This window comes from Streptomyces sp. NBC_01471 (genome assembly GCF_041438865.1).
In the GTDB taxonomy this organism is placed as follows: Bacteria; Actinomycetota; Actinomycetes; order Streptomycetales; family Streptomycetaceae; genus Streptomyces.
Genome location: NZ_CP109450.1, coordinates 7,425,959 through 7,447,474, shown reverse-complemented (window position 1 = coordinate 7,447,474; position 21,516 = coordinate 7,425,959). Strand labels below are relative to the sequence as shown.

Below are 21,516 nucleotides of genomic sequence, written 5' to 3'. Positions count from 1 at the left end.
GGGGTGCTCTCTTCCTCAGCCGCGGTCCGCGAGACGGACCAGGGTGTCGACGGCCAGATCGCGGGCGAGCTTCACCTTGAACGCGTTGCCGGACAGCGGTGCGGCATGTGACATCTCGGCCTCGACCGCCCGCCGGTAGGTGTCCTCCCCGGCCGGCCCTCCGATGAGGAGCGACTCCGCGGCCACCGCACGCCAGGGTTTGTGCGCGACACCGCCGAAGCCGAGGCGCGCGTACCGGATCAGGCCGTCGTCACCGACTGCCAGGACGGCCGCGACGGAGACGAGCGCGAACGCGTAGGAGGCGCGGTCGCGCACCTTGCGGTAGGCGGAGGGCATGCCGGCGGACGACGCGGGAATCAGCACCGAGGTGATCAGCTCCCCCGGCCGGATGACGGTGTCCTGCTCGGGGCGGTCCCCGGGAAGCCGGTGGAAGTCGGCCACGGGCAGGGTCCGTTGGCCACCGGGGCCGACGAGTTCGACTTCGGCGTCGAGGGCCGCCAGGGCCACCGCCATGTCGGAGGGATGGGTGGCCACACAGTGCGCGGAGTGGCCGAGGACCGCGTGGTCCCGGTTGACCCCCTCGACGGCCGCACAGCCGGAGCCCGGTTCGCGCTTGTTGCAGGGCTGCCCGGTGTCCTGGAAGTACGGGCAGCGTGTGCGCTGAAGGAGGTTGCCCCCGGTGGTGGCCACATTGCGGAGCTGGCCCGACGCGCCCGACAGCAGAGCCTGGGACAGCACGGGCCAGCCCCGGCGTACGGCCGGGTGGGCGGCGAGATCACTGTTGCGTACGGTCGCCCCGACGCGGAGCCCGCCGCCGGGCAGTTCACTGATGGTGTCGAGGGGCAGTGCGCTGACGTCGATGAGGGTGCCGGGGGCTTCGACACCGAGTTTCATGAGGTCGACGAGGTTGGTGCCGCCGCCGAGGAAGCGGGCGTCCGGCAGCGAGACGAAGCTGTGGACGGCGTCCTCGGTGGTACGGGCCTTGACGTACCCGAACGACTTCACGCGCTCACGTCCCCGACGGCTTCGACGATGCGGGGGTAGGCGCCGCACCGGCACAGATTGCCGCTCATACGCTCACGGATCTCGGCGGGGGTGAGTTCGGCAGGGCCCTCGTCGGCGAGGGCGCCCGCAGCCGTGGCGTGGGAGGGGTGCCCTGCGGCGGCTTCGGCCAGCAGGCCGACCGCCGAGCAGATCTGCCCCGGAGTGCAGTATCCGCACTGGAATCCGTCCCGGTCCAGGAAGGCTTCCTGCACGGGGTGCGGGGAGCCGGCCTCACCGAGCCCCTCGATGGTGGTGATGCGGGTGTCCTGATGGGCGACGGCCAGCAGGAGACAGCTGTTGACCCGGCGTCCGTCGGCCAGGACCGTGCACGCGCCGCACTGTCCGTGGTCGCAGCCTTTTTTCGCACCCGTGAGCCCGATCTTCTCGCGGAGGGCGTCCAGGACCGTGGTGCGGTGGTCCAGGTCCAGGGTGTGGGACGTTCCGTTGACCCGCAGGGTCACGGTCGACCACACGGGCGCCTTGCCTGACGGGACTCGCGGCGCGGTCCCTCCGGTGCTCGACTGCATCCGTCCTTCACACCCTTTCTGCTCCCACTTGATGCCACACGGCCACCCCGTGCCACTGGGCGGAGGCCGTGCGGGGCATGAGCGGCTGATACGCCTCATTCGAGCACCGGTCCGACCGGGACGCGCGCCGTCACCGGCCGGGGCACCGCCATCTGGCCCAGCCACCGGCGGGCCGTACCGGGGGTGCCCCGGCCGTCATGGGGGCGTCGGGCATCAACGAGCTTGCAGGGACTTGACGTTGTCGCCGAACGTCCAGTTCTTGGCGCCGTCCCAGTTGAGCGACCAGGTCATGAGGCCCTTGAGGCTGTTGCCATACGTGTTCCACGCCTGCGCGACCTGCCCGGTCGTCATGTACCCGCCGCCCGCACCCGGCTGCGCGGGCAGTCCCGGCACCTGCTTGTCGTAGGGGACCTTGACCGTGGTGCCCTGGACGACGAGCCCCTTGTTCAGGCAGTCCGTCTGCGCGGTGAAGCCTGCGACCGTCCCAGCGGAGTACGAGTCGCCGGAGCAGCCGTACATGCTGCCGTTGTAGTACTGCATGTTCAGCCACCAGAGCCGGCCGTTGTCCGCGTACTTCTTCACGATGGGCAGATACGCGCCCCAGATCGAGCCGTAGGTGACACTGCCCCCGGTGACGTACGCCGTCTCGGGCGCCATCGTCAGACCGAAGTTCGACGGCATCCGGGCGAGCACGCCGTCGATGATGCGGATGAGGTTGGACTGGGAGGCGGAGAGCTGGTTGATGTTGCCGCTGCCGGTGAGTCCGGTCTCGATGTCGATGTCGATGCCGTCGAAGTTGTACTGCTTCAGGATCGGCACGACGGTGTCCACGAACCGGTCGGCGACCGCGGTGGAACTGAGGTCGATGCCCGCGGTCGCGCCGCCGATGGACATCAGTGTCGTGAGGCCGGAGGCTTTGGCCTGGCACATCTCGGCCGGGGTCGGGACCTTCACCGTCGAGTCCATCCCGTCCTCCCAGAGGGCGGTGCCGTCCGAGCGGATGACCGGGAAGGCCGCGTTGATCACGTTGTATCCGTGGGCGGGGATACGGGGGTCGGTGATCGGGATCCAGCCGAGCGGCGGGTGCACACCGTTGGCTGCCCCGTCCCAGTTCTCCCAGTAGCCCTGGAGCACCTTGCCCGCGGGCTTCGACTTGACCGCGCAGGTGTCACTGGCCCGCGCACCGCCGGGGGCGGCAGCGACCAGCATCTGCACGACAGCAGCCGTCGCGAGACCGACCCCCAGAAGACGTACCGTCCGACCGATCATGTCGTGTCCCTTCCTGGCCCGGCGGACCGACGGAGCATGAGCGTCACGTCCTGTCACATAACCGGGTGTCACGGACCTGACAATTTAAGGTGGTCCAGACCTTCGGTCAATAGGTCTGGACCAAGCAGGAGCAGGCCGGGGACAGCGACAGGCTGACCGCTCAACCGCCGGTCGGCAGCCGCTCGATGGCGACCATCGCCGCGTCGTCGCCCAGGCTGCCGCCGGCATGCCGCAACAGGTCGGCGCAGAGCCGTTCGAGCAGCGCGTCCGGGCCGCCGGTGCCCCACGACGCGATCCGGTCGGGCAGCGGATAGAAGCGGCCTCCGGCGTCCCGGGCCTCGATGACGCCGTCGGTGTACAGGAGCAGGATGTCGCCGACACCGAAGTCGAACGTCTCCGCGGTGAACACGCTGCCGCTGATCAGGCGGCCGAGCCCCAGGGGCGGCGCGGGCTCCCGTACCTCCAGGGTGTGCACCCGCCCGGCGCGCACGACCAGCGGCGGCGGATGACCGCAGCTGACCAGCTGAAGTTGCGGGTCGGTGTCGGGGATGTCGAGCACTGCGGCGGTGACGAAGGCCTCCCCGCTGTCTTCACGGGCCCCCTGCGCCCCGGCCGTGTCACTCCGGTCGGCCGCGACACCGGCCTCCAACTGGTCTACCGCTTCGGACAGTCCGGGATCATGGTGGGCCAGTGCCCGGAAGGCTCCGAGGACGCCGGCCGCCTCGCCCATGGCGTCGAGTCCCTTGCCGCGTACGTCACCGATGATCACGCGGGTGGTCCCGTCCGCCGTGCGCGTCACCGCGTACAGATCGCCGCCGAGCTGCGCCTCCTCCTCCGCTGCCAGATAGACCGAGGCGATCCGCAGCGGCCCGCTCCGTTCCGGCAGCGGCCTCATCACCACGCGCTGCACAGCGCGCGCCACCCAGCGCAGGTGGGTCATCTCGCTTTCGTGCCGCACCCTCAGATACGCGAAGAAGGTGACGAAGACGGAGATCAGGAAGAGCGCGGCGAGCTGATAGGTGTGGTTGAGGTCGGTGACGCTCGCCCGCGAACCGGCCACGAACGCATCAGCCGCGAGGGCGACCGCACCGACGAACGCGGTGGTGCGGGGACCGGCGAACGACGCCGTCATGGCCGGCGCCGCCACCAGGAAGGGTCCGAGATGCACAGCCGGCGGGGTGAGGACGTCCACCACCGTGACGGCGGCGATCAGAGCGAACGGCGCCGCCATGAGCGCCTTCGGATGCCTTCGCGGCTCCTGGAGCGAGTGCAGAAAGCGCAGCGAACTCATACTCCTGCCTACCTCACCCGGCCCACGCCCGCGCCCGCGCTTCGGGTGGCTGGGCCTTCGGTCCGGCCGGTGGTCCAGCCTGCCGGCGACCTGGACGGCCGCGCCGCGGACAGCCCGTACCGGAGACGGCCGGCGCTCAGCTCTGCTTGATCGCCGAGACGTCGAACTCCAGCACCACCTTGTCGCCGACGAGGACACCGCCCCCTTCGAGGGTGGCGTTCCAGGTCATGCCGTACTCCTTGCGGCTGATCGCGACCTCGCCCTCGAAACCCACCCGCTGGTTGCCGAACGGGTCCTGGGCAGTACCGGTGAGCTCGAAGTCGATACCGATCGGCTTGCTGGTGTCCTTGATCGTCAGGTCGCCGTTCAGCCGGAAGTGGCTGCCGTCCAGCTGCTCGATCCCGGTCGAGGTGAAGGTGATCTGCGGGTAGCTCGGTGCGTCGAGAAAGTCGTTGGTCCGCAGGTGTCCGTCGCGCTGCTCGTTGCCGGTGTCGATGCTCTCGGTCTTGATGGTGACCGCGACGCGTGAGTTGGCGGGGTCGGCACCGTCCAGCTGAAGCGTCCCCTCGAACTCGCCGAACGAGCCCCGGACCTTCGTGATCATCGCGTGCCTGGCCACGAAGCCGATCCGGGTGTGCGCCGGGTCGAGCACATACGCACCGGTCAGGTCGGCGAGGGCGGGCATCGTCATGGCGTACTCCATGGGTCGCGGAAGACGGGCACCTCACGCTAGGCAGACCGGGCAGTACGGGAGCCGGGCCGCGCCACCGGGCCTCACCCGGTCACCCTGATGGGCCAAGGGCGCGGAGCCCTGGAGCCGCTGCGGGCGGGTCCGTGGGAAGGGCGTGACGGCCCGCTGTCCGCGCACCGGCCCGGCGCTCTTCCGGCACGGGCGGGGCTACGGGCCCGCCGGAGCGCGCCCCCTCCCGGCGTGCCGGAACAGGCGGCCGGACGCACCCTGAGGTCATGGACAGCACACCGATAGTGGTGCACCCGCCCTCCCCCAGCGGAGGACGGCGGGTGACGATCCAAGGAGAGATCGCGGGTCTGGCCCACGACGACGCGGACGTCGTCGAGTTCCTGCGGCGGGCCGGACTGCTGGACGCGGACACCCTGCTGGACGACGAGGCGTGGGTGAAGTGGCGGGGCGGGCGAGCCCACCAGTACGCGGCGGCGTGACCTGTCACCTCCCGGAGCACCGGTGCGGCGTCGCCGGCCCCGTGGCGCTCCGGGCAGGCCACCGGGGCGAGCCCTGAGCCCTCGCCCGCCACGCGCTCAGGGGAACAGCGGCCGCCACGCGATCCGCCAGTGCGGGCCGACGCCGGGTGCGAAGAGTTCGCCTGTCGGGGACGCGCGCCTGGCGTCCTCGGAGAGCAGGAACGGCAGGGGGCAGTAGGACCGTCCGTCCTTCGGCTGGCGGACCCGGGTCTGCTCCGTGTACGCGGCCGAGTCCTGCGGGTGGACGAAGACATCGTCGTACGGCTCGCCCTCCCCGCGCTGGATGGCGGCCTCCTCCTCGCGGGTCGGGGGCCGTGCACCGCGGCTGCCGAGCACCGAGCCCGCCAGCGCCTCGTACCCGTCCGCCAGGATGTTCGCGACCGGATGGAGCCCCTCGGGGTCGCGGTCCACGGCGGCCTGGGCCGCCCGGGCCGCGTCCTTGGCGGTCGCCGCGAACTCATCACGCCGGGACGACGTGTTGTTGACAGCCGTGCCGAGGGCCAGCTGCGCCGTGTCCCGGGCGAGCAGCGCCGCCTGACCCGCCGTGGTGCTTCTCGCGGTCTCCGCGGCGGCGCCCCCAGCCGTCCGCCCGGCGCTGTCCCGGGCCTGGACTCCTCCGTAGGCGGCGGCGCGTGCGGCGGCGCAGGCTGCTCGCGCGATGTGGCGCGCCAGCCCCCGCCGGGCGGACTCGGCCGGATGAACGGGACCGGCCGGGCCGACCGGATCGCCCTCGGAGTCGTAGAGCTCAGTGGGGTGGGGCGTGCTCATCGGCGTTCCTCCGGCGTCTGCGAACTGACGGCAGACATTCGGAGCTGACGGGGTGCCGGATTGGGCCCTCCGCCGATCCGACGCGCGGTCGTGGCACCCGGGACGGGTTGCCGGGGCCTCCGGTTCCGTGACGATCATCACGCCCCTTTCCCGGTGATCCGTGTCAGCCGGATGACCCGTCCCGGGCGTATTCCCAAGGAGAGCGAAAGACGCAGGAACCGCGGGCGCCACCGGTCGTCCCGGGACGCCCCCGCACACCAGGAGAGAATCCCCATGCCGTTCTTGCCGTCCGGGCCGCGTGAGAACACCCCCATATCCGCGCGGCCCTCCGGCGCGTCCGGCCGGCGGCCGCACCCAGCGCGGAGCGGAGCCGGGCCGCACGGAGCAGAACCGGACGGAACCAAGCCGTACGGAGACCGGCCGTACGGAGACCGGGCGATCGGAAACCGGCCGATCGGCGGCTGGTGCGGAGGCCGGCGGCACCGAGGCGAGCCCGGCCCCCGTCCGCGGGCGGCCGCCCTGCGCTCGCTCCTGCTGAGGGTCGGCCCTGCCGACCGCGAGGTGCTCTGGCTGTATCTGACGACCCGTATGGGCATCTGGGCCACGGCCTACTGCGCCCGGTGGCTGTTTCCCGCCGACCGCAACTCCCGCGACGCGGGTCCCGTGCTGGCACCCTTCCAGCAGTGGGACTGGACCCACTATCTGCACATAGCCCGCGACGGCTACTTCCCGGGGCAGGGCGAGTTCCTGCACAGGACCCTGGACCACAGGGAGGCCTTTCTGCCCGGCTTCCCGCTCGTGCTGCGGGCGGTCCACACCGCCGTCCCGAGCTGGGCCGCGGCAGGCTTGCTGATCTCCTTCGCCGCCGGGGCCGTTGCCGTTCTGGCGCTCTCCCGGATCGCCCGGCTGCATCTGCCCGACCACGAGGCCGGCCGGCGCACCGTGATGTTCCTGCTGCTCTCGCCGTGTGCGGTCTTCCTGGCCGCCGGCTACACCGAGGCGCTCTTCCTCGCGCTCGCCCTGCCCGCCTGGCTCGCCGCCCAGCGGCGCAACTGGCCGCTCGCCGCCACCTTGACCGCCCTGGCCACCACGGTGCGCGTGAACGGCCTCTTCCTCGCAGCCGCCGTCGCACTGCACTTCATCCTCACCGCCCGCACCGGCCGCCACTGGCGCCGGCTCCCCTGGCTCGCCCTGCCCGCCGTGCCCCTGGCCCTCTACAGCGGATATCTGCACGCCCACACCGGCGACTGGATGGCCTGGAAACACGCCGAGGAACAAGGCTGGAACCGCACGTTCCACACCCCCTGGGAGGCCTGGTCCAACACCTGGCACAACGCCTTCAGCCATGCCCAGACCACCGGTTACGCCGTCATGTTCCAGGCCGAACTCCTGGCCATGCTCGCCGGACTCGCCCTGCTCGCCCTCCTGGCCAGACAGCGCCGCTGGGCCGAGGCCCTGTACATCGGCCTCACCCTGTGGGCGCTCGGCACCTCGTACTGGTACATGTCCATCCCCCGCTCCACCCTCCTGTGGTGGCCGCTGTGGATCACCCTGGCGGGATGGAGCCTGCGCCGGCCGGGGTTCAAAACCCTCTGCCTCGGTCTTGCCACCCCTGTCACGACCGCCGTCGCGCTGACGTTCCTGTCGGGGCGATGGGCGGGGTGAGTGGGCGGGGTGAGTGGGCGGCCCCCGGCGGGGCGGCCACGGGGAGCCGCGTCGGCGCTCCCGGCCCGGCACGCCGCCGCGCTACCCGAACTCCGGTCGATAGGTTAGGTTAGGCATACCTAAGTAATCGCAATGAGGCCTACCCGCCCGCTCCTCTGGAGAACTTGGATGCGTCCTTTCAACTCCCGCGTCACGCAGCCGACGCCCGCCGAACGTCTGCTGTCGATCCTGACAGCAGCCCACTCGATGACGGTGGTGAGCGACGGACACGACCCCATTGAGGTGCACCGTCTCGACGGCACGGGCGCGATGGGCCACATCCACCTGCACGCACCGCCCGAGGTCCGCCCGGCCCATCCGGGAACACGCGCTCCGGTCCGGCTGGAACTCACCGACATCGCGCCCACTCCCGTACGGAACCGGATGCGTGCCCGCGTCACGGTGACCGCCCTGCTGTTGACCGAGTACAGCATGGAGACCACGGCAAGCACCTGCATGGAGTTCGGCCAAGCCGTCCTCGACGACCACAACGGCCGGGCGTACGTCACGTACGCGGCACTGCAGGAGGTGGACCCGGATCCCATCGCCACCAGCGAGGCGGCGATGCTGACCCACCTCGTGGACGGCCACAGCGAACTCGTCCCCCTCCTCCTGCGCCTCGTGCAGCCGCAGCCGGACAAGGGCATGGTGCGGGTGCTCCCGCTGGCGATGGACCGGTACGGCCTGACCCTGCGTCTGGAGTACCCCGGCACTCACCGTGATGTGCGTCTGCCGTTCGCGAAGCCCGTGACCCGGGTCGATCAGGCCGGCCCCCAGATCCACTCCCTGCTGGCCACGGCCCGGCGCGCTTCCCACCGCAACCAACTGCTCGCCTGACGACGGGCGGGGCGGGCTGGGTTACGTCGGTTCGCTTGCGACCTGGTGCGGCCAGCAGGAGACGACGACCAGGAAGGGCCACAGTGCCTGCGCGAAGGTCAGGACACGTTCGGCGACCCCAGGCAGGCCCTGGAGCTGGAGCCCGACGAGGAACCAGACCGCGCAGGCACACATCGCGGCGCTGACCGCGATCGCCACGTCCGGCCGCAGCCCCCACGACGCGCCTCCGTCCCCGCGGGCCAGAGCAGGCCGCAGTCCCCACGGCGCTCGCGCGCCACGGTCGACGGCCAGCACCGGCCAGATGGCCAGCAGCCCGAACCCCACGGTGACCACGGCCCCGTGACCGAACGAACCTCCACTGGGCGGCGCGGGTACGAGCGTCAGCACCATCGCCGAGATCCCACCCCCGGCGAGCGCGGCCCGGCCGAGGAGGGTGGCGGCGCGCAGCCCGAACGCGGTGACGATGTAACAGGCCCCGAGGACGAGCAGCATCCCGGTCATCACGCCGTACCCGGGCATGCCGTACGCGGCCAGGACACTTATCGTGCGCGTCGTGGGGTCGTAGCCGGGCCCCTGCATCCACTCCGCGAGATTCCAGCCCCCGATGAGCAGCACGGGGGCGCACCCGGACGAGAGCAAGGCCCACCAGGGCACAAGTCGCATTGGATCACCATAAGATGCCCTGCTCCGAGGTCGCTGCATCCCACACGGGAACGGCGGGCGGCAAGAGCCACTCGGACCACCGGCCGGATCCGGCACCGGGGCGAGATCACGACACAGGGCAGCATCGCAGCTCCCGGCATCGCGATTTCCCGTCCGAGCGAAGGCGAGGCGGCGCCCCTCGATGACCAGAACACCGTAGGGCTGCCGGGGGTCGCCGAGCGGCAGGCGATCGGCCGTCGCCGCGTCCGCGACCTCACGTCCGTGTCCCACGGCTTCGTCCGCGAGCCGGGTGAGCCGCTGCGATTGCTGAGGCAGGGTGGTTTCGTCCAGGGTGCTCAACGCGAGCGCGAGCGCGGGCGCGGCGACCGCGTCCGGCGGACTCGCGTAGCGGTGCAGGAAGCGGGTGTACTCAAGGGGGCTGTCCGGCTCCTGCCACTGGTCGAGGCTTCGCGTGAGCGACGCCATCTGGTACAGGGCGCGCTCCAGCGCGGCGAGCACGGACTCGTAGCCGTCACCGCGGTTCCCACCACACAACCGATCACCACGAGCAGCACGATCTGTGCCAGTCGGGTGGCGCGTGTCGAGCCGTCCGCCCTCTCGCGGGCGGGTGAGCGGACACCGTGCGACGCCGGCCCGCAGGCGCGCGCACGCCACGCAGGTACCCCTCCGCCGGGTGCGCAACCTGAGGGGCGGCGGCACCGGCCGGGGCCGCCCCGGCGACGGCACGCTGGGCAGCCGCGTTCACTCACCCTCGCAGCGGGGTGAGTCCCTTATAAACCGGTATGGAAGCCTTGCGTGCGGGTACGGAAATCGAATGGAAGCCTCGACATCTCAGCTCGCTGTCTCATCCGGTACGGCCATGTTCATGCTCCTGACCGGAATCATTGTGGTTGCCGTACTCATCGGTGCTTTCGCCTGGGGGCGCCGGATCCGCGCCCGGGAACTCCCGCCGCCCCGGCCGGACGAGCAGCCGCACCTTCCCCCGGAAGGCGCGGTCCACGAAATCCGGGAATACCGGGAGCCGGAGGAAATGCCCCACAGTGACTCACGCCTGTTGCCGCATGAACTCAAGAACTCCAGCACGCACCGCAGCCCTTCGCAGGAGCCGCCGGCGGAGGACGACGGCGATGGCAGCAGTTTCGGCAGTGGCGGCCTCGGCAGCTGAGCCCGTGAATTGGATTTCCGTTCGCCATCCGGCCGGGCACTCCTTCTGCCTCTGCCGTCGGTAGTCCGGCGTACAGGACGGCCCGCCGGCAACGCAGCCGGCGGGCCGGACACAGCCGTGACAGGCCGTGAGCAAGCAATGAGCCTGCGGGAGGTGGGCGGGGAGCAAATCCCCCGGCCACCTCCCGCAGGCTCTTCTCTGTATCTCTGTATCTCTGTTCTCTGTCCGGCTGTACGGGGTGCCGGGCGACGTCAGATGCGGCCCTGGGTCAGCCGGGAGAGCAGGCCGACCGGGGGCTTCGCCGTGTGGCGGCCCAGGGCGAAGGCCGCCCCGACGACGCCGACCGTTCCGGCGGCCGCTCCAGCGGCGATGGCCTTGCGGTTCTTGATGACGGTCGCCGCGGTCGAGACCTTGGCAGCGGTGGAAGCAACTGCCTTCTGGCCGCTCGACAACGCCTGCGACGCCGTTTCACCCGCCCGTGCGGTCGTTTTGCGTGCAGCTCCCGCACCTGCCTCCGTGGCCTTCTCAGCAGTCCGGGCGGGAGACTTCGCCTTCGAGACGGCGGCCGTACTCTTCACTGCTCGGCTACCTGCCGCCTGGGCCTTCTTGTCCGTCGTGCCGCTGCTGCGCTTGGCCGTGTTCTCGTTGTCAGTCATAGCGAACGTGTTGCCTACTCCCCGATGGTGAAACACAGTTACTCGGATCCGGTGCCGGAATGAGGCAACAACGATCCCAACGGGCCCAGATCCAGGTTGAGATCGTCCATGGTGAGGCCGTACCGGTCGCAGAGTTCGGTCATCCGGTCCTGCAGAATCATCAGGGTGAGCCCTATGCGCTCCTCCTGGTCCTCACTGAGGTCACCCTGGTCCACGCGGTGCAGCGCGGTGCGTTCCATGAGCTGGCGCAACAACTCCACAATGGTGAGCACCAGTTTGATGAGATCGCGCTCCACGGTTTCCGGGTCCGTCTCCAGACGCTGTGCGGCGCCCCGGTGATGGCGTTCCTCATCCGGTCCTGCCGGAAGGAGATCAAAGGCGCGCGCAGCCGCCTGTGCGATATCGCCGAAATTGCCCTTCTCGGAAGGGTTGCTGGAATTCTCGCCCGTCATGACGCTCCTCACCACGGTGCCGGTTCGTCGGAAGTGATCGAGCGGATGACCGCACGCAAGTTGATGTGCACCAGGTCGACGTCGGCGATGGAGAGGACCAGATCGCCGGTGAGGACAGCCCCGCCATTGAGCAGGCGGTCCAGCAGATCGATGAGTGCGACCTGCCGTCCGGCCAGGGACTCGATGTCCGTACCGGCGCCGTCCGGCCCACCGCTCACCGGGCGCCGCCCTGCGCCACCGCCGGCGGTGTGGCGAACGAGTAGGGCGCCCACGGCCCAGTGATCTCGATCCGTACACCGGACAGGCCGTCGGCCAGTGTGTCCAGCGTGCGCCGGAATTCCTCGACCCGCGCTGCCGGGACGAGGTAGGCGTCATTGGCGATGTTCTCGCCCGGTGAGGATGCCAGTTCGCCCTGCTGCGGCCGGTGCACGACCCTGGCGCGGGCCACGGCGGCCACGCGGCCGGGGACTTCTGCCGCCAGGCCCCCCGCTATCCGGTAGGCGTCCTGCTGATGACTGCGCTGCGCCTTGCGCCGCTGCAGATAGGCCCGCCCCGGACTGGCGGGGGCGGCGGGGCTCTCCGTCTTCGGAGGCTGAGCATCCGCCGGGCGGTGCGGGTCCGCGTACACCTTGACGCCGAGTTCGACATGGCCTTCGAGCCAGGAGAGCAACTCGTCGAACTCCGCACGCCGTTCATCGAGCATGGCGGCCACGCGTGCGTCGCTGAGATAGACCGTCGCCAGGCGCAGGGGGAGGACCGTCGTGGCCCCGTAGGCGGCTTCCACCACCGCGTGGTGGCCGCGGGCGATCTCCTCCAGCCGCTTCAGATCCTCCATCTGCGCCTGCATGCCCTCCGTGCCGAAGGCCTCCTCCGGCACGGAGGAAACCAGGGCTTCAAGGCCGTCGGCACTCACCGTCCGCAGCGCGCCTCCGTCCAGGCCCGGTACGCCGCCGGAGGTCACGTCGCTGAGCGTGCCGGACCGGCTCACGGCGTAGACATAGGAGATTCCGGTACTCATCGCTCGGCCTCCCCGTCCACGTTCCCGCTCCTCTCCGTCTCCTGCGCGGACCCGGCGGGAAGACCCGCGGCCTGCCTCAGTTCGGCCAGTTCGGCCTTGAGGCGGGCGTTCTCCTGGGCCAGTGGGTCGTTCGTCGCGGGAGTGTGCGACTTCTCGGTCTGCTGGGGTGAACGAGCCCGAGAGGACAGGGAGGGGTCGTGCTCCCACCAGTCGATGCCCATCTCCTTGGCCTTGTCCACGGAGGCGACCAGGAGCCTGAGCTTGATCGTCAACAGCTCGATGTCCAGCAGGTTGATCTGGATATCGCCCGCGATGACGATGCCCTTGTCCAGGACACGTTCGAGAATGTCGGCCAGATTGGCAGAGGAACCTTGCTGGCCGTACGGGGACACCCCGGAGGGGGACCCCATACGGCCGGCCAGTGAATCGGACACCTTTATTCAGCCCTGTCTGTGATGTCGGCTCATGTCAGGAACGGGCCGAGGCGGTACGGCGCCGGGTGCGGCGGGCCGGCCGGTCTTCTTCTTCGTCCTCTTCGACCTCTTCGTCGTCAGCCAGGTCGGACCCGGCTTCCGGGCCGTCCTCCGCGTCGGCTTCCCCGTCGAGGGCCTCGTCGTCCTCATCGGCTTCATCGAGGCTCTCGTCGTCGTACTCGGCGCCGGGCTCACCCTCCTCAGGGAGCTCCTCGTCGTCGGCGTACTCACCCTCGTCCTCGTCCTCGTCGAGCGCGTCGCTCTCGCCGTCCTCGTCAGCCGGGTCGGCCCGGTCGGCATCCTGCGTATCCTTCGCGGACTGCGCCTGCTCCTCCTCCACGGCGTCGTCGTGCTCCACGACCACCTCGCCGTCCCGGATCTCACCGCGCCAGCCGTCAGTGGCTTCGCCGCGCATCATGATGAACTTGCGGTAGAGCTTGAGGTCCAGGCGTGCGCGCCGACCCTGAGCACGCCAGATGTTGCCGGTCTTCTCGAACAGCCCCTTGGGGAAGTATTCGAGTACCAGCAGCACACGGGTGAGGTCGCTCGTGATGGGGTGGAAGGTCACGACGCCCTTGACGGTGCCCTTCGCCCCCTCCGTGGTCCAGGTGATCCGCTCGTCCGGCACCTGTTCGGTGACGTTCGCCTTCCAGCTGCGGGTGGACTTGGCGACCTTCACCTTCCAGTTGCTGGTGGTGTCATCGGCCTTCTCGACGCTGACGACGCCCTTGGCGAACGTGCTGAATTCCTGGAACTGCGTCCACTGGTCGTACGCCTCGCGCACGGGAACGCCGACATCGATGTCCTCGACGATCGTCACGCTCTTGGACTTGCCGCCGCCGCTCTTGCGGCCCTTGCCGAACATGCCCTTGACCTTCTCCTTGAGCGTGTCCTTGAGGTGGGCGGTGCCCGCGGACAGGGCGGCCTGAGCCGGTGACTTGCCCTCCTTGAGGGCTTGTCCGCCCTTGGCCAGGCTGCCCGCCAGCCCGCCTTCGCCGGGCTCGCCCAGCTTGCTCACGCCCTCGCCCAGTTTGTGTCCGAGCTGGGTGACCGCGTGCTCGGCCCGGGCGTGCAGATAGTTCTGCAGTTCGTCCTTGAGCCTGTCGGTGGCCGGATTCCGCGCCACCTCGTCCTTCAGCTTGCTGAAAGCGGAGTCACTCACTGCGGTCGCCCCCGTTCTTGGTGCGCGTCCGCGACGCCGGCTTGCGGGTGCCGGACGCAGCCCGGCGTGCCGTCGACGACGTCTTGCGGGCACCCTGCGACGCCTTGCCCCGTGCGGTGGAGGAGGTCTTGGCCGACGTGGACTTGGCGGCCCGCTTACGCGGTGCCGGCTCATCCTGCTCGTCCTGCTCGTCCTCGGCGGCCTGCTCCCGGTCGTCGTCCTCCTCGGGCTCTTCGTCGTCGCCTCCGCGACCGGCCGAGTCGCCGAGTCCCAGCGTCCGCTCGTGAAGAGAGTCCGCAAGACCGCTCGCACGCTTCGTCAGAGCGGAGGTGGCCGCCGACTTCGTCGCCTCGACCAGCTCCTTGCGGACCTGGCTGTTGAGGCTGCCGAGCACTGGGGAGTTGGCCACCAGCTTGCCCAGCTGCGCCGGATCCAGGCTCATCTTCTTACCGGCCAGGAACATGCCCAGGCCGATCGCCAGTTTCGCCTTCTTGGTGCGTCCCAGCAGGTAGCCACCTACCAGGGCGACACCTATCTTGCCGTTGCCTGTCATCTTTCGTGTACCTCGGTCTCCCTGTTGTCAGGTGTGGGCCCGCAGGCGCCGCTGGTTGGCTTCGAGCCATTCCAGCCGGTCCAGCAGCTCGTCCTCGCGACGATCGAACTCGTCCTCTTCGATACGGCCACTCAGCAGCTCCTCTTCGAGTGCGGCCAGTTCGGCGCGCACGGGCTCCGGGTCGTAGTACTCCCGCTCCGCCGTCACCAGCACCTGGTCGACGACCCATACGGTGCCGCGCAGCGGTGCCAGCGGCAGAGTCAGGATGTTCGTGATGAGGCCCATGCCGGGTCCTCCGCTCAACCGGGATCGGTTCGCAGGCTCAGACGAAGCTGTAGGGCGGCAGCGGCCCGTTCAGGGAGTGCGTGAAGGCGTCTCCCCAGCGTTCGGCTTCTTCGTGCACGGCCTGCGTGAACGAGGCCGCCCGGTCGCGCTTGACGAGGAACGACACGTTCACGAAATGCGTCTTGGTGGGCTCGCCGTTCGCGACGCGTACCGCAGCCGGCTCCAGCCTGGCCACGATCTCCTCCCGCCCGCGCTGCTCCCGCGCCTGGACCTCCTTGGAGATCAGCTCTCCGAGAGCGACCATGTCGTCGTGGGCCGCGGGGTTCTGGCGGGTGCGTTCGCGCAGCTCGCGTACCTCACCGGAGTCACCGACGATCTCCCGCAGCAGATCCTGCTCGTCACGGGTGACCTTCAGGTTGTACTCAAGGCACCCCTCGAGTTCCTTGAGCCGGGCGCTGTAGTCGTCACTCTGCTGTTCCAGTGCCGCGACCACCTGGTCGTCGTCGGGACCCAGCAGGCCGAACCGCATCGGCAGCGCGGCGCCGTCCGCCAGCAGGCTCTCCAGCACGGTCTGGTGCGCGACCAGATCACGGCGCTTGGCCCGCAGTTCCGGCGGCGCGTCACTCACGACCGCGCTCAGCTCCTCCGTCCCGACGACGCGCAGCTCCGACGGCGGCTGGCCGACACCGACCACATGGTCGAGGCGCAACGGGTGCTGCGCACTGGTGATGGCGTAGATGTATGTGGACACGGGTTACTCCTCCCGCCGGCTGGAGCTGCGGCGGCTGCTGGAAGCGGACTTGCGCGCCGGGCGCTCCTGCTTCTCCTCCGAGTCGTCGTGGCCGCCCTGGAGCGACTCACTGAACGCCTCGACCGCTCCTGACAGAGCGCCCTTGGACTTGCCCTTGGCGCCCTTCTCGGTCATGTCGCCCACCAGGTCGGTGAGCTGGCTGGGCGCCTTACGGCCGGATTCAAGATCCAGCCGGTTGCACGCCTCGGCGAACCTCAGGTAGGTGTCGACGCTCGCGACGACCACACGTACATCGATCTTGAGTATCTCGATACCGACGAGAGAGACTCGGACAAAGGCATCGATGACGAGACCCCTGTCCAGGATGAGCTCAAGGACATCGTAAAGATTTCCCGAGCCACCCCCGCTCGATGACCTGGTGCTTGCATTTGACTGCTGAACAACACTCATGGTGAATCTCCTTTCCAAGGAACTGCCGCAACTCGGCGGCCTCTTGGCGGGACCTGACCTCAGCGGTCGATCTGCCCCTTTGCGTAACGGCGAATGCGCTCGTAGCCCACGAGTTGCCCCTGCAGGTCGAGCGAAACCTGGTAAGTGGCCATCACACTGGCGGTGTCAGGAACTTTCTCCAGTTCCACCACCTCAATGCTCGCGGTCCAGCCGTCGTCCGACGCCTTCAGCGCAGACACCGAACTGGGTTCACACTGCAGCAATTCAGCGAGCTGACCGGCGGCCCGCCGCATTGCCGTAGGAACATCGAGACGTTCGCCGCCTTTACTGTCCTTGCTGTCCGTCGTTGCCATCATCCCGCCTGTCACACGCTTAAAGACTTCGCGGGCTCCGAGTAGAAGTCCGGTGAACCGCTTCTGCGGTAGTAGAGCGCGTGCCCATGAGTACGGAACGTATGCCTCTCCCCTGAAGCAGCCATTTCCGCGCGGCCGCACAAGCGAAGATCGGAATGCCGGCCCGGGCCGGACGCGGGTCATGGCGGTGGGCGATGAGCCCGGTGAATGCGGGACCGGTGATCTCACTCGTCGGGGGTAGCCGAAGGTCATGAATCCTTCGATGGTCCTCGCGGCCACGCCCGTGTCTTCGCTGGCGCTGATCGCTGTTGGCGTGGTCGTTGTCGTTGTCCTGATCGCCGCGGTCGTCGTCGGCAGCCGTCGTACGGCCCGGGCGAGGCGAGCAGCTGACGTACCTGCCCGGACCAGGGAGGGGGCAGGCGATGCCGACCAGCGGGGCGAGACATGGCAGACGATCGACGACGACCCCGACCAGGGAAACCCGCATCGCTGAACCGCCCCCGTCGAGCGGGGCAGCCATTCACCCCTCCGGATCACGCCGGGCGACTGCGTTCCGTTTCCATCCCCACCCAAGGGGTACAGGCCAGGTGAATGGACGTTCGGTGGAATTCGTAAATATTCCACTTCCCACGGTGCCACGAGAGAGGATTTGCCCATGCTGACAGCAATCGCAGACGTCCTGAGGTCTATCGGCGGGGCGATCGCCACTGTCGTGACCCTGCCTTTCAAGGCGGTGGCGCGGCTCTTCGGCGGGGCCGCGGACAGCGCCCACGGCCGCCACTGACACCGCAGGGCGCACTGCCCTCCGCCCCCCCGGAGGGGTCGGGCGGTGGCCTGAAGTGCCGGGAGCAGCGGTTCGGCGCCGACGGTTGACCTGAGTGGTTCTCTCCTGTCGCGGGCCGCCATCCGCCGGTGTGAAGTAGGTATGGCTGACGGCGCCGCAGCCGGTCAGACGCTGGGTGGGCCGTCGGGAGGAGAGAGATGACCGCGTACGGGTATTTCCTGTCGTCCGAGGAGTTCAGTCCGGCAGAACTCCTGGCTCAGGCCCGCTCGGCCGAACAGGTCTCGCACCGCGGGAATCACTACACGGTGGAGAACGCCAGGCTGTACACACTCCCTGACGAGCCTCCGCCCCTTTACGTCTCGGGGTTCGGGCCGCAGGCCGCCGCTCTGGCCGGCCGGATCGGGGACGGCTTCGTCACGATGAGCCCCGACGCCGGGCTGGTGGGCCAGTTCCGCCGTTCGGGAGGCGGGGAGAAACCTCAAGTCCTGCCGACCCCGGCGCACTTCGAGCAGGCGGGCACACTGGTCACCGAGGAGATGGTGGCGGAGAACGTCGTCTGCGGCGACAGCGCCGCCGGCCATCTGGGCGCGGTGCGCGCCTATGCCGACGTGGGATTCGACGAGGTCTACGTCAACCAGATCGGATCCGACCAGCAGGAATTCTTCGACTTCTACCGCACGAGCGTCCTGCCCGAACTACGGACATAGACGTCGCACCGCACCGCAGCCCGCAGGCACAAGGACCCCGGCCGGTCCCGCTCCGGCGGTCGGCCGACTCCCACGTACATGGGCCTTCCGCAAGGCCACCCTCCGCTCACCCGGGCACACGAGAGCGTGATCGCCACCGGGCCGGGGTTCACCAGGTGCCCGGCCCCGCATGTGCGCAGGGCGGCCACCGGGCTTCCCCCCCCCAGAAGAGAGACAAGATGACCGCTGACAGCACCCCCACTCTCCAGCCTCCGGGCCCGGACGACCGGCGTCGCGCGGTCTCCGCGCGTCTGACGGCTCTGGTCGGGAAGGGCGCCCTGAAGCTTCCGCTGCCCGGGGGCGGCCGTACCGATGACCGCTTCCGGGCGCTGGCAGAACTGGGCCGCGAGGACCTGGCGCTGGCCCGGCTCGCCGAGGGCCATGTCGACGCGGTCGCCATCCTTCACGAGATCGAGGGATCGCAGCCCGACGGCGGGGAGTGCTGGGGCGTGTGGGCCGCCCAGCCTCCCGGCCCCGGTCTCACCGCCACCCCCGGCGGCAGCGGGTGGCGCCTCGACGGTGTCAAGCCCTACTGCTCGGGCGCGCACACCTGTACACAGGCTCTGGTCACCGCGGACAGCCCCGAGGGGCGCCGTCTGTTCGCGGTGGCAGTGGCCGACGACCGTGTGACGCCGGTGGAGGGGACCTGGCAGGCCGTGGGAATGGACGCCAGCGACTCACCCGACGTGACCTTCTCGCATGTGCCGGCCGTCGCCGTCGGAGGCGTGGAGGACTACATCAGCCGGCCGGGCTTCCAGCACGGCGGCATCGGCGTCGCAGCGTGCTGGCTGGGCGGCGCCCGCGCCGTGGCGGACACCCTGGTGGAGGCAGCGGTTCGGCGTTCTCCCGACGCGCACACCGCGGCGCACCTGGGCGCCGTGGACATGCTGATCAGCTCGGCGGAGACCGTGGTGGCGCGCGCCGCCGCCGACATCGACGCCGACCCCCTGGACCTCTCCGGCGGAGCGCGGGTGCGGAGCCTGCGGGTGCGCGCGTTCGTGGAGAAGGTCTGCACCGAGGTTCTGCACCACGTGGGCCGCGCCACCGGCGCCGCTCCCCTGTGCCACGACACCCGGCACGCCAGGGCCGTCGCCGACCTCACCGTCTACATCCGCCAGCATCACGCGGAACGCAACCTCGCCGAGCTCGGGAATCTGCTCAGCCCGCACACGGAACAGCCGTGACCGGCGGGCGGCAGGCAGCGGCCGCGGCCATCGACGCCCCCGGCACCCCCGAAAGCCGGTGGGCCGGCTGGGACGGCCTGCTCCGGCTTCCCACAGCCCCGCTCCCCCACGGGCCTGTCGTGGTCGTCGCGGCGCATCCCGACGACGAGGTACTCGGTTTCGGCGGCGCGATGGCCACCCTCGCGGCTCAGGGCGGCGACGTACACCTCGTGTCGGTCACCGACGGCGAGGGCTCCCACCCGCGCGGCACCGTGGTCTCCCCCTCCGAACTCATCGTGATGCGGGAGGCCGAACTCGAGCGCGCGGTGGCCGACCTGGGGCTGCCCGGCCTTCGGCCGCGCCGGCTCCATGTGCCCGACTCCCGCGTCCACCGGCACGAGGACCAGGTGCAGGACGCCATCGCCGCGACGCTGCGCGAAACCGGCGCCGCACTGTGCGCGGCGCCCTGGACAGGTGACCTCCACAGCGACCACGAGGCAGCCGGACGGGCGGCCCGGGCCGCGTGCCGGGCGGTCGGCGTGCCCCTGTGGCTCTACCCGGTATGGATGTGGCACTGGGCGCGTCCCGGCGACGAACGCGTCCCCTGGGCGGACGCCGCGCGTATCGCGCTGCCCCCGCGGGCCTCCGCACGCAAAGAGCTGGCGATCCAGCGGTTCACCAGCCAGATCATGCCGCTGACCGCGGGCGAGGGGGACGCGGCCATTCTTCCCCCTGAGGAACTCGCCCATCATCTGAGGCCGTTCGAGGTGGTCTTCCGATGAGCACTCCGGCCGGCTACTTCGACCGCATGTACGCCGGGGCCCCCGACCCGTGGCGTCTCGGCGAGCGGTGGTACGAGCAGCGCAAGTACGCTCTCACCGTCGCCTCGCTGCCGCGCCGCCGCTATCGCAGCGCCTTCGAACCCGGGTGCTCCGTGGGAGCGCTCACCGCGCAGCTCGCCGGCCGCTGCGACCGTCTGCTGGCCACCGACCGGGTGGCGTCCGCGGTCCGGGCCGCCTCTGACGCCACCCGCGACCACCCGCATGTGGACGTCAGGGAGCTGGTCGTTCCCGACGAGTGGCCGCAGGCCACCTTCGACCTGATCGTGCTGTCCGAACTTCTCTACTACTTCGACGACCGGACTCTCCGGGAGGTCCTGACGCGCACGGTTGCCACCCTCGAACCCGGAGGAACACTCGTCACCGTGCACTGGAACCACCCGGTGCCCGAGCACCGGCTCACCGGCACGCAACTCGCGCCGCTGCTCACCTCCGTGCCGGGCCTCGACACGCTCCTCGATGTCCGGGACCCGGACTTCACCCTCCACGTCCTCACCCGGCAGCACCCTGACGGACGGACGACGCCCAGCCCCGCTGCCGCAGAGGGGCTCGTGTGAACCCCCGGCCCACCGCCTGCGCCGTGATCATCCCGGCGCACAACGAAGCCGCCACTCTCCCCGCTACCCTGCGGAGTCTCAGGGCGGCCGCCGCCCATCGGGCGGTGTCCGGCATCCCGCTGGTGACCGTAGTGGCGGCCGACGCCTGTACGGACGGCACGGCCGCTGTCGCACGGAGGATGGGCGCACGGGTGGTCGAGCTGGCCCGGCGCAACGTCGGGATGGCACGCGCCGCAGCCGCCGCGGAGGCTCTCCAACAGCTGAGGCCGTACGAGCCGGGCCTGTGGATCGCCACCACCGACGCCGATACTGTTGTTCCCGCGGACTGGCTGGCTCATCAGCTGCACCACGCCGCGGAGGGGTGGGAATGCCTGGTGGGCACCGTCCGGCTGACGCCCCACCCCCTGCTGCACCCGGCCGTCCTGGCGAAACACAACGCGCGGTACTTCGCCGGTCGCCCCGACGGCTCCGTCCTCTGGACGCACCCTCACATCCACGGCGCCAACCTCGGTGTGACGGCGGCCGCCTACCGTGCGGCCGGCGGCTTCCCGCCTCTTGTCCACAGCGAGGACCGGGCTCTCGTCACCGCACTGCAACGGCAGCACCGCCGGATCCTGCGGACGGACCGCTGCCCGGTCCTGACATCGAGCCGCCCGGACCACCGGGCCCCGCACGGACTGGGCGCCACCCTCAACGTCCTCGCCCAGACCCCCGGCGGCGGCCCCGCGGACGGCAGGGACTGCTGACCCCTCCCTCCCGGCCCACCCGGTGCGGCGAGCCGGGAGGCC

Annotated in this window: 28 protein-coding genes and 1 pseudogene; 11 read left to right on the top strand and 18 right to left on the bottom strand. The window is 70.1% G+C overall.

Annotated features, from left to right (window positions below):
- Positions 1-15: 15 nt before the first annotated feature.
- The 5 genes from OG285_RS33705 to OG285_RS33685 form a co-directional block, all read right to left on the bottom strand.
- Positions 16-1,005 (bottom strand): xanthine dehydrogenase family protein subunit M, encoded by a 990-nt coding sequence (locus OG285_RS33705; protein WP_371793206.1) that lies wholly within the window; start codon positions 1,003-1,005, stop codon positions 16-18.
- Complete coding sequence (locus OG285_RS33700) at positions 1,002-1,571, bottom strand: 2Fe-2S iron-sulfur cluster-binding protein (RefSeq protein WP_371793205.1); 570 nt, start codon at positions 1,569-1,571, stop codon at positions 1,002-1,004. The genes OG285_RS33705 and OG285_RS33700 overlap by 4 nt, the downstream gene beginning before the upstream one ends.
- Before the next feature lie 213 nt (positions 1,572-1,784).
- Entirely contained in the window at positions 1,785-2,840 is a 1,056-nt protein-coding gene (locus OG285_RS33695; RefSeq protein WP_356835840.1) for a chitinase, read from the bottom strand.
- 160 nt (positions 2,841-3,000) lie between these two features.
- Positions 3,001-4,131 (bottom strand): PP2C family protein-serine/threonine phosphatase, encoded by a 1,131-nt coding sequence (locus tag OG285_RS33690; protein ID WP_371793204.1) that lies wholly within the window; start codon positions 4,129-4,131, stop codon positions 3,001-3,003.
- Positions 4,132-4,267: 136 nt separating this feature from the next.
- A complete protein-coding gene (locus OG285_RS33685) occupies positions 4,268-4,822 on the bottom strand; it encodes a YceI family protein (protein WP_356835836.1) in 555 nt (184 codons plus the stop codon).
- A gap of 275 nt (positions 4,823-5,097) precedes the next feature.
- On the opposite strand from OG285_RS33685, the gene OG285_RS33680 reads away from it, so the two are divergent.
- Positions 5,098-5,310 (top strand): hypothetical protein, encoded by a 213-nt coding sequence (locus OG285_RS33680; protein ID WP_356835834.1) that lies wholly within the window; start codon positions 5,098-5,100, stop codon positions 5,308-5,310.
- 96 nt (positions 5,311-5,406) lie between these two features.
- Here OG285_RS33680 and OG285_RS33675 read toward each other — a convergent pair whose 3' ends face one another.
- Positions 5,407-6,117 carry a hypothetical protein gene (locus tag OG285_RS33675; protein ID WP_371793203.1) on the bottom strand — a complete coding sequence of 237 codons (711 nt, stop codon included), beginning with the start codon at positions 6,115-6,117 and terminating at the stop codon, positions 5,407-5,409.
- Between the two features lie 273 nt (positions 6,118-6,390).
- Between OG285_RS33675 and OG285_RS33670 the strand changes: the two genes are divergently transcribed.
- Together OG285_RS33670 and OG285_RS33665 are read left to right on the top strand one after the other, a co-directional pair.
- Positions 6,391-7,782, top strand: coding sequence for a mannosyltransferase family protein (locus tag OG285_RS33670; RefSeq protein ID WP_371793202.1), 1,392 nt, complete (start codon positions 6,391-6,393; stop codon positions 7,780-7,782).
- Positions 7,783-7,950: 168 nt separating this feature from the next.
- Positions 7,951-8,658 carry a DUF2470 domain-containing protein gene (locus OG285_RS33665; protein ID WP_371793201.1) on the top strand — a complete coding sequence of 236 codons (708 nt, stop codon included), beginning with the start codon at positions 7,951-7,953 and terminating at the stop codon, positions 8,656-8,658.
- A 21-nt stretch (positions 8,659-8,679) separates the two neighbouring features.
- On the opposite strand, the gene OG285_RS33660 is transcribed toward OG285_RS33665, so the two are convergent.
- Positions 8,680-9,321: a DUF998 domain-containing protein gene (locus tag OG285_RS33660; protein WP_371793666.1), complete on the bottom strand. Its 642-nt coding sequence runs from the start codon at positions 9,319-9,321 to the stop codon at positions 8,680-8,682.
- A gap of 814 nt (positions 9,322-10,135) precedes the next feature.
- Here OG285_RS33660 and OG285_RS33655 point away from each other — a divergent pair.
- On the top strand, positions 10,136-10,486 hold the full coding sequence (locus OG285_RS33655; RefSeq protein ID WP_356835822.1) for a DUF6479 family protein: 351 nt from the start codon (positions 10,136-10,138) through the stop codon (positions 10,484-10,486).
- A 251-nt stretch (positions 10,487-10,737) separates the two neighbouring features.
- Here OG285_RS33655 and OG285_RS33650 read toward each other — a convergent pair whose 3' ends face one another.
- Genes OG285_RS33650 through OG285_RS33600 form a run of 11 tightly spaced genes read right to left on the bottom strand, consistent with a single transcriptional unit; the run spans position 10,738 to position 16,639 of the window.
- Positions 10,738-11,142, bottom strand: a complete 405-nt coding sequence (locus OG285_RS33650) for a hypothetical protein (protein WP_371793200.1) — start codon at positions 11,140-11,142, stop codon at positions 10,738-10,740.
- Between the two features lie 38 nt (positions 11,143-11,180).
- On the bottom strand, positions 11,181-11,594 hold the full coding sequence (locus OG285_RS33645; RefSeq protein WP_356835818.1) for a gas vesicle protein K: 414 nt from the start codon (positions 11,592-11,594) through the stop codon (positions 11,181-11,183).
- An 8-nt stretch (positions 11,595-11,602) separates the two neighbouring features.
- Positions 11,603-11,812, bottom strand: a complete 210-nt coding sequence (locus tag OG285_RS33640; RefSeq protein ID WP_356835816.1) for a gas vesicle protein — start codon at positions 11,810-11,812, stop codon at positions 11,603-11,605.
- Entirely contained in the window at positions 11,809-12,612 is an 804-nt protein-coding gene (locus OG285_RS33635; RefSeq protein WP_371793199.1) for a GvpL/GvpF family gas vesicle protein, read from the bottom strand. Before OG285_RS33635 ends, OG285_RS33640 begins: the two co-directional genes overlap by 4 nt.
- Positions 12,609-13,046, bottom strand: a complete 438-nt coding sequence (locus tag OG285_RS33630) for a gas vesicle protein (RefSeq protein ID WP_371793198.1) — start codon at positions 13,044-13,046, stop codon at positions 12,609-12,611. Before OG285_RS33630 ends, OG285_RS33635 begins: the two co-directional genes overlap by 4 nt.
- Positions 13,047-13,080: 34 nt before the next feature.
- Complete coding sequence (locus OG285_RS33625) at positions 13,081-14,247, bottom strand: SRPBCC family protein (protein WP_371793197.1); 1,167 nt, start codon at positions 14,245-14,247, stop codon at positions 13,081-13,083.
- Positions 14,240-14,800 carry a hypothetical protein gene (locus OG285_RS33620; protein WP_356835808.1) on the bottom strand — a complete coding sequence of 187 codons (561 nt, stop codon included), beginning with the start codon at positions 14,798-14,800 and terminating at the stop codon, positions 14,240-14,242. Before OG285_RS33620 ends, OG285_RS33625 begins: the two co-directional genes overlap by 8 nt.
- 27 nt (positions 14,801-14,827) lie before the next feature.
- On the bottom strand, positions 14,828-15,085 hold the full coding sequence (locus tag OG285_RS33615; protein ID WP_356835806.1) for a gas vesicle protein GvpG: 258 nt from the start codon (positions 15,083-15,085) through the stop codon (positions 14,828-14,830).
- A gap of 37 nt (positions 15,086-15,122) precedes the next feature.
- The gene (locus OG285_RS33610; RefSeq protein ID WP_356835804.1) at positions 15,123-15,836 is read right to left on the bottom strand and encodes a GvpL/GvpF family gas vesicle protein; all 714 of its coding nucleotides are present in this window, start codon (positions 15,834-15,836) and stop codon (positions 15,123-15,125) included.
- A gap of 3 nt (positions 15,837-15,839) precedes the next feature.
- Positions 15,840-16,286 (bottom strand): gas vesicle structural protein GvpA, encoded by a 447-nt coding sequence (locus tag OG285_RS33605; protein ID WP_356835802.1) that lies wholly within the window; start codon positions 16,284-16,286, stop codon positions 15,840-15,842.
- Positions 16,287-16,345: 59 nt separating this feature from the next.
- Positions 16,346-16,639 carry a gas vesicle protein gene (locus OG285_RS33600; protein ID WP_371793196.1) on the bottom strand — a complete coding sequence of 98 codons (294 nt, stop codon included), beginning with the start codon at positions 16,637-16,639 and terminating at the stop codon, positions 16,346-16,348.
- Positions 16,640-16,889: 250 nt separating this feature from the next.
- Here OG285_RS33600 and OG285_RS33595 point away from each other — a divergent pair, with 250 nt between their 5' ends.
- From OG285_RS33595 to OG285_RS33565, 7 genes and pseudogenes are all read left to right on the top strand, one after another.
- Positions 16,890-17,132, top strand: coding sequence for a DUF6479 family protein (locus OG285_RS33595; RefSeq protein WP_356835798.1), 243 nt, complete (start codon positions 16,890-16,892; stop codon positions 17,130-17,132).
- Between the two features lie 162 nt (positions 17,133-17,294).
- Positions 17,295-17,423, top strand: coding sequence for an LPFR motif small protein (locus tag OG285_RS33590; protein ID WP_356835796.1), 129 nt, complete (start codon positions 17,295-17,297; stop codon positions 17,421-17,423).
- Between the two features lie 245 nt (positions 17,424-17,668).
- Positions 17,669-18,130: pseudogene (locus OG285_RS33585) on the top strand (LLM class flavin-dependent oxidoreductase); the annotation flags it as partial.
- A gap of 218 nt (positions 18,131-18,348) precedes the next feature.
- On the top strand, positions 18,349-19,353 hold the full coding sequence (locus tag OG285_RS33580; RefSeq protein WP_356832144.1) for an acyl-CoA dehydrogenase: 1,005 nt from the start codon (positions 18,349-18,351) through the stop codon (positions 19,351-19,353).
- A complete protein-coding gene (locus OG285_RS33575; RefSeq protein WP_371793195.1) occupies positions 19,350-20,114 on the top strand; it encodes a PIG-L deacetylase family protein in 765 nt (254 codons plus the stop codon). Before OG285_RS33580 ends, OG285_RS33575 begins: the two co-directional genes overlap by 4 nt.
- On the top strand, positions 20,111-20,728 hold the full coding sequence (locus tag OG285_RS33570) for an SAM-dependent methyltransferase (RefSeq protein ID WP_371793194.1): 618 nt from the start codon (positions 20,111-20,113) through the stop codon (positions 20,726-20,728). Before OG285_RS33575 ends, OG285_RS33570 begins: the two co-directional genes overlap by 4 nt.
- A complete protein-coding gene (locus OG285_RS33565; protein WP_356832150.1) occupies positions 20,725-21,474 on the top strand; it encodes a glycosyltransferase in 750 nt (249 codons plus the stop codon). The genes OG285_RS33570 and OG285_RS33565 overlap by 4 nt, the downstream gene beginning before the upstream one ends.
- Positions 21,475-21,516: the final 42 nt, after the last annotated feature.

What these genes read in the sequence shown, in the direction of transcription:
- OG285_RS33580 (WP_356832144.1), top strand. Translation starts at nt 18,349, where the DNA reads ATGACCGCTGACAGCACCCCCACTCTCCAGCCTCCGGGCCCGGACGAC.
- OG285_RS33690 (WP_371793204.1), bottom strand. Translation starts at nt 4,131, where the DNA reads ATGAGTTCGCTGCGCTTTCTGCACTCGCTCCAGGAGCCGCGAAGGCAT.
- OG285_RS33645 (WP_356835818.1), bottom strand. Translation starts at nt 11,594, where the DNA reads ATGACGGGCGAGAATTCCAGCAACCCTTCCGAGAAGGGCAATTTCGGC.
- OG285_RS33670 (WP_371793202.1), top strand. Translation starts at nt 6,391, where the DNA reads ATGCCGTTCTTGCCGTCCGGGCCGCGTGAGAACACCCCCATATCCGCG.
- OG285_RS33700 (WP_371793205.1), bottom strand. Translation starts at nt 1,571, where the DNA reads ATGCAGTCGAGCACCGGAGGGACCGCGCCGCGAGTCCCGTCAGGCAAG.
- OG285_RS33650 (WP_371793200.1), bottom strand. Translation starts at nt 11,142, where the DNA reads ATGACTGACAACGAGAACACGGCCAAGCGCAGCAGCGGCACGACGGAC.
- OG285_RS33655 (WP_356835822.1), top strand. Translation starts at nt 10,136, where the DNA reads ATGGAAGCCTCGACATCTCAGCTCGCTGTCTCATCCGGTACGGCCATG.
- OG285_RS33675 (WP_371793203.1), bottom strand. Translation starts at nt 6,117, where the DNA reads ATGAGCACGCCCCACCCCACTGAGCTCTACGACTCCGAGGGCGATCCG.
- OG285_RS33570 (WP_371793194.1), top strand. Translation starts at nt 20,111, where the DNA reads ATGAGCACTCCGGCCGGCTACTTCGACCGCATGTACGCCGGGGCCCCC.
- OG285_RS33685 (WP_356835836.1), bottom strand. Translation starts at nt 4,822, where the DNA reads ATGACGATGCCCGCCCTCGCCGACCTGACCGGTGCGTATGTGCTCGAC.
- OG285_RS33595 (WP_356835798.1), top strand. Translation starts at nt 16,890, where the DNA reads ATGAATCCTTCGATGGTCCTCGCGGCCACGCCCGTGTCTTCGCTGGCG.
- OG285_RS33620 (WP_356835808.1), bottom strand. Translation starts at nt 14,800, where the DNA reads ATGACAGGCAACGGCAAGATAGGTGTCGCCCTGGTAGGTGGCTACCTG.
- OG285_RS33605 (WP_356835802.1), bottom strand. Translation starts at nt 16,286, where the DNA reads ATGAGTGTTGTTCAGCAGTCAAATGCAAGCACCAGGTCATCGAGCGGG.
- OG285_RS33590 (WP_356835796.1), top strand. Translation starts at nt 17,295, where the DNA reads ATGCTGACAGCAATCGCAGACGTCCTGAGGTCTATCGGCGGGGCGATC.
- OG285_RS33615 (WP_356835806.1), bottom strand. Translation starts at nt 15,085, where the DNA reads ATGGGCCTCATCACGAACATCCTGACTCTGCCGCTGGCACCGCTGCGC.
- OG285_RS33600 (WP_371793196.1), bottom strand. Translation starts at nt 16,639, where the DNA reads ATGGCAACGACGGACAGCAAGGACAGTAAAGGCGGCGAACGTCTCGAT.
- OG285_RS33635 (WP_371793199.1), bottom strand. Translation starts at nt 12,612, where the DNA reads ATGAGTACCGGAATCTCCTATGTCTACGCCGTGAGCCGGTCCGGCACG.
- OG285_RS33680 (WP_356835834.1), top strand. Translation starts at nt 5,098, where the DNA reads ATGGACAGCACACCGATAGTGGTGCACCCGCCCTCCCCCAGCGGAGGA.
- OG285_RS33660 (WP_371793666.1), bottom strand. Translation starts at nt 9,321, where the DNA reads ATGCGACTTGTGCCCTGGTGGGCCTTGCTCTCGTCCGGGTGCGCCCCC.
- OG285_RS33665 (WP_371793201.1), top strand. Translation starts at nt 7,951, where the DNA reads ATGCGTCCTTTCAACTCCCGCGTCACGCAGCCGACGCCCGCCGAACGT.
- OG285_RS33695 (WP_356835840.1), bottom strand. Translation starts at nt 2,840, where the DNA reads ATGATCGGTCGGACGGTACGTCTTCTGGGGGTCGGTCTCGCGACGGCT.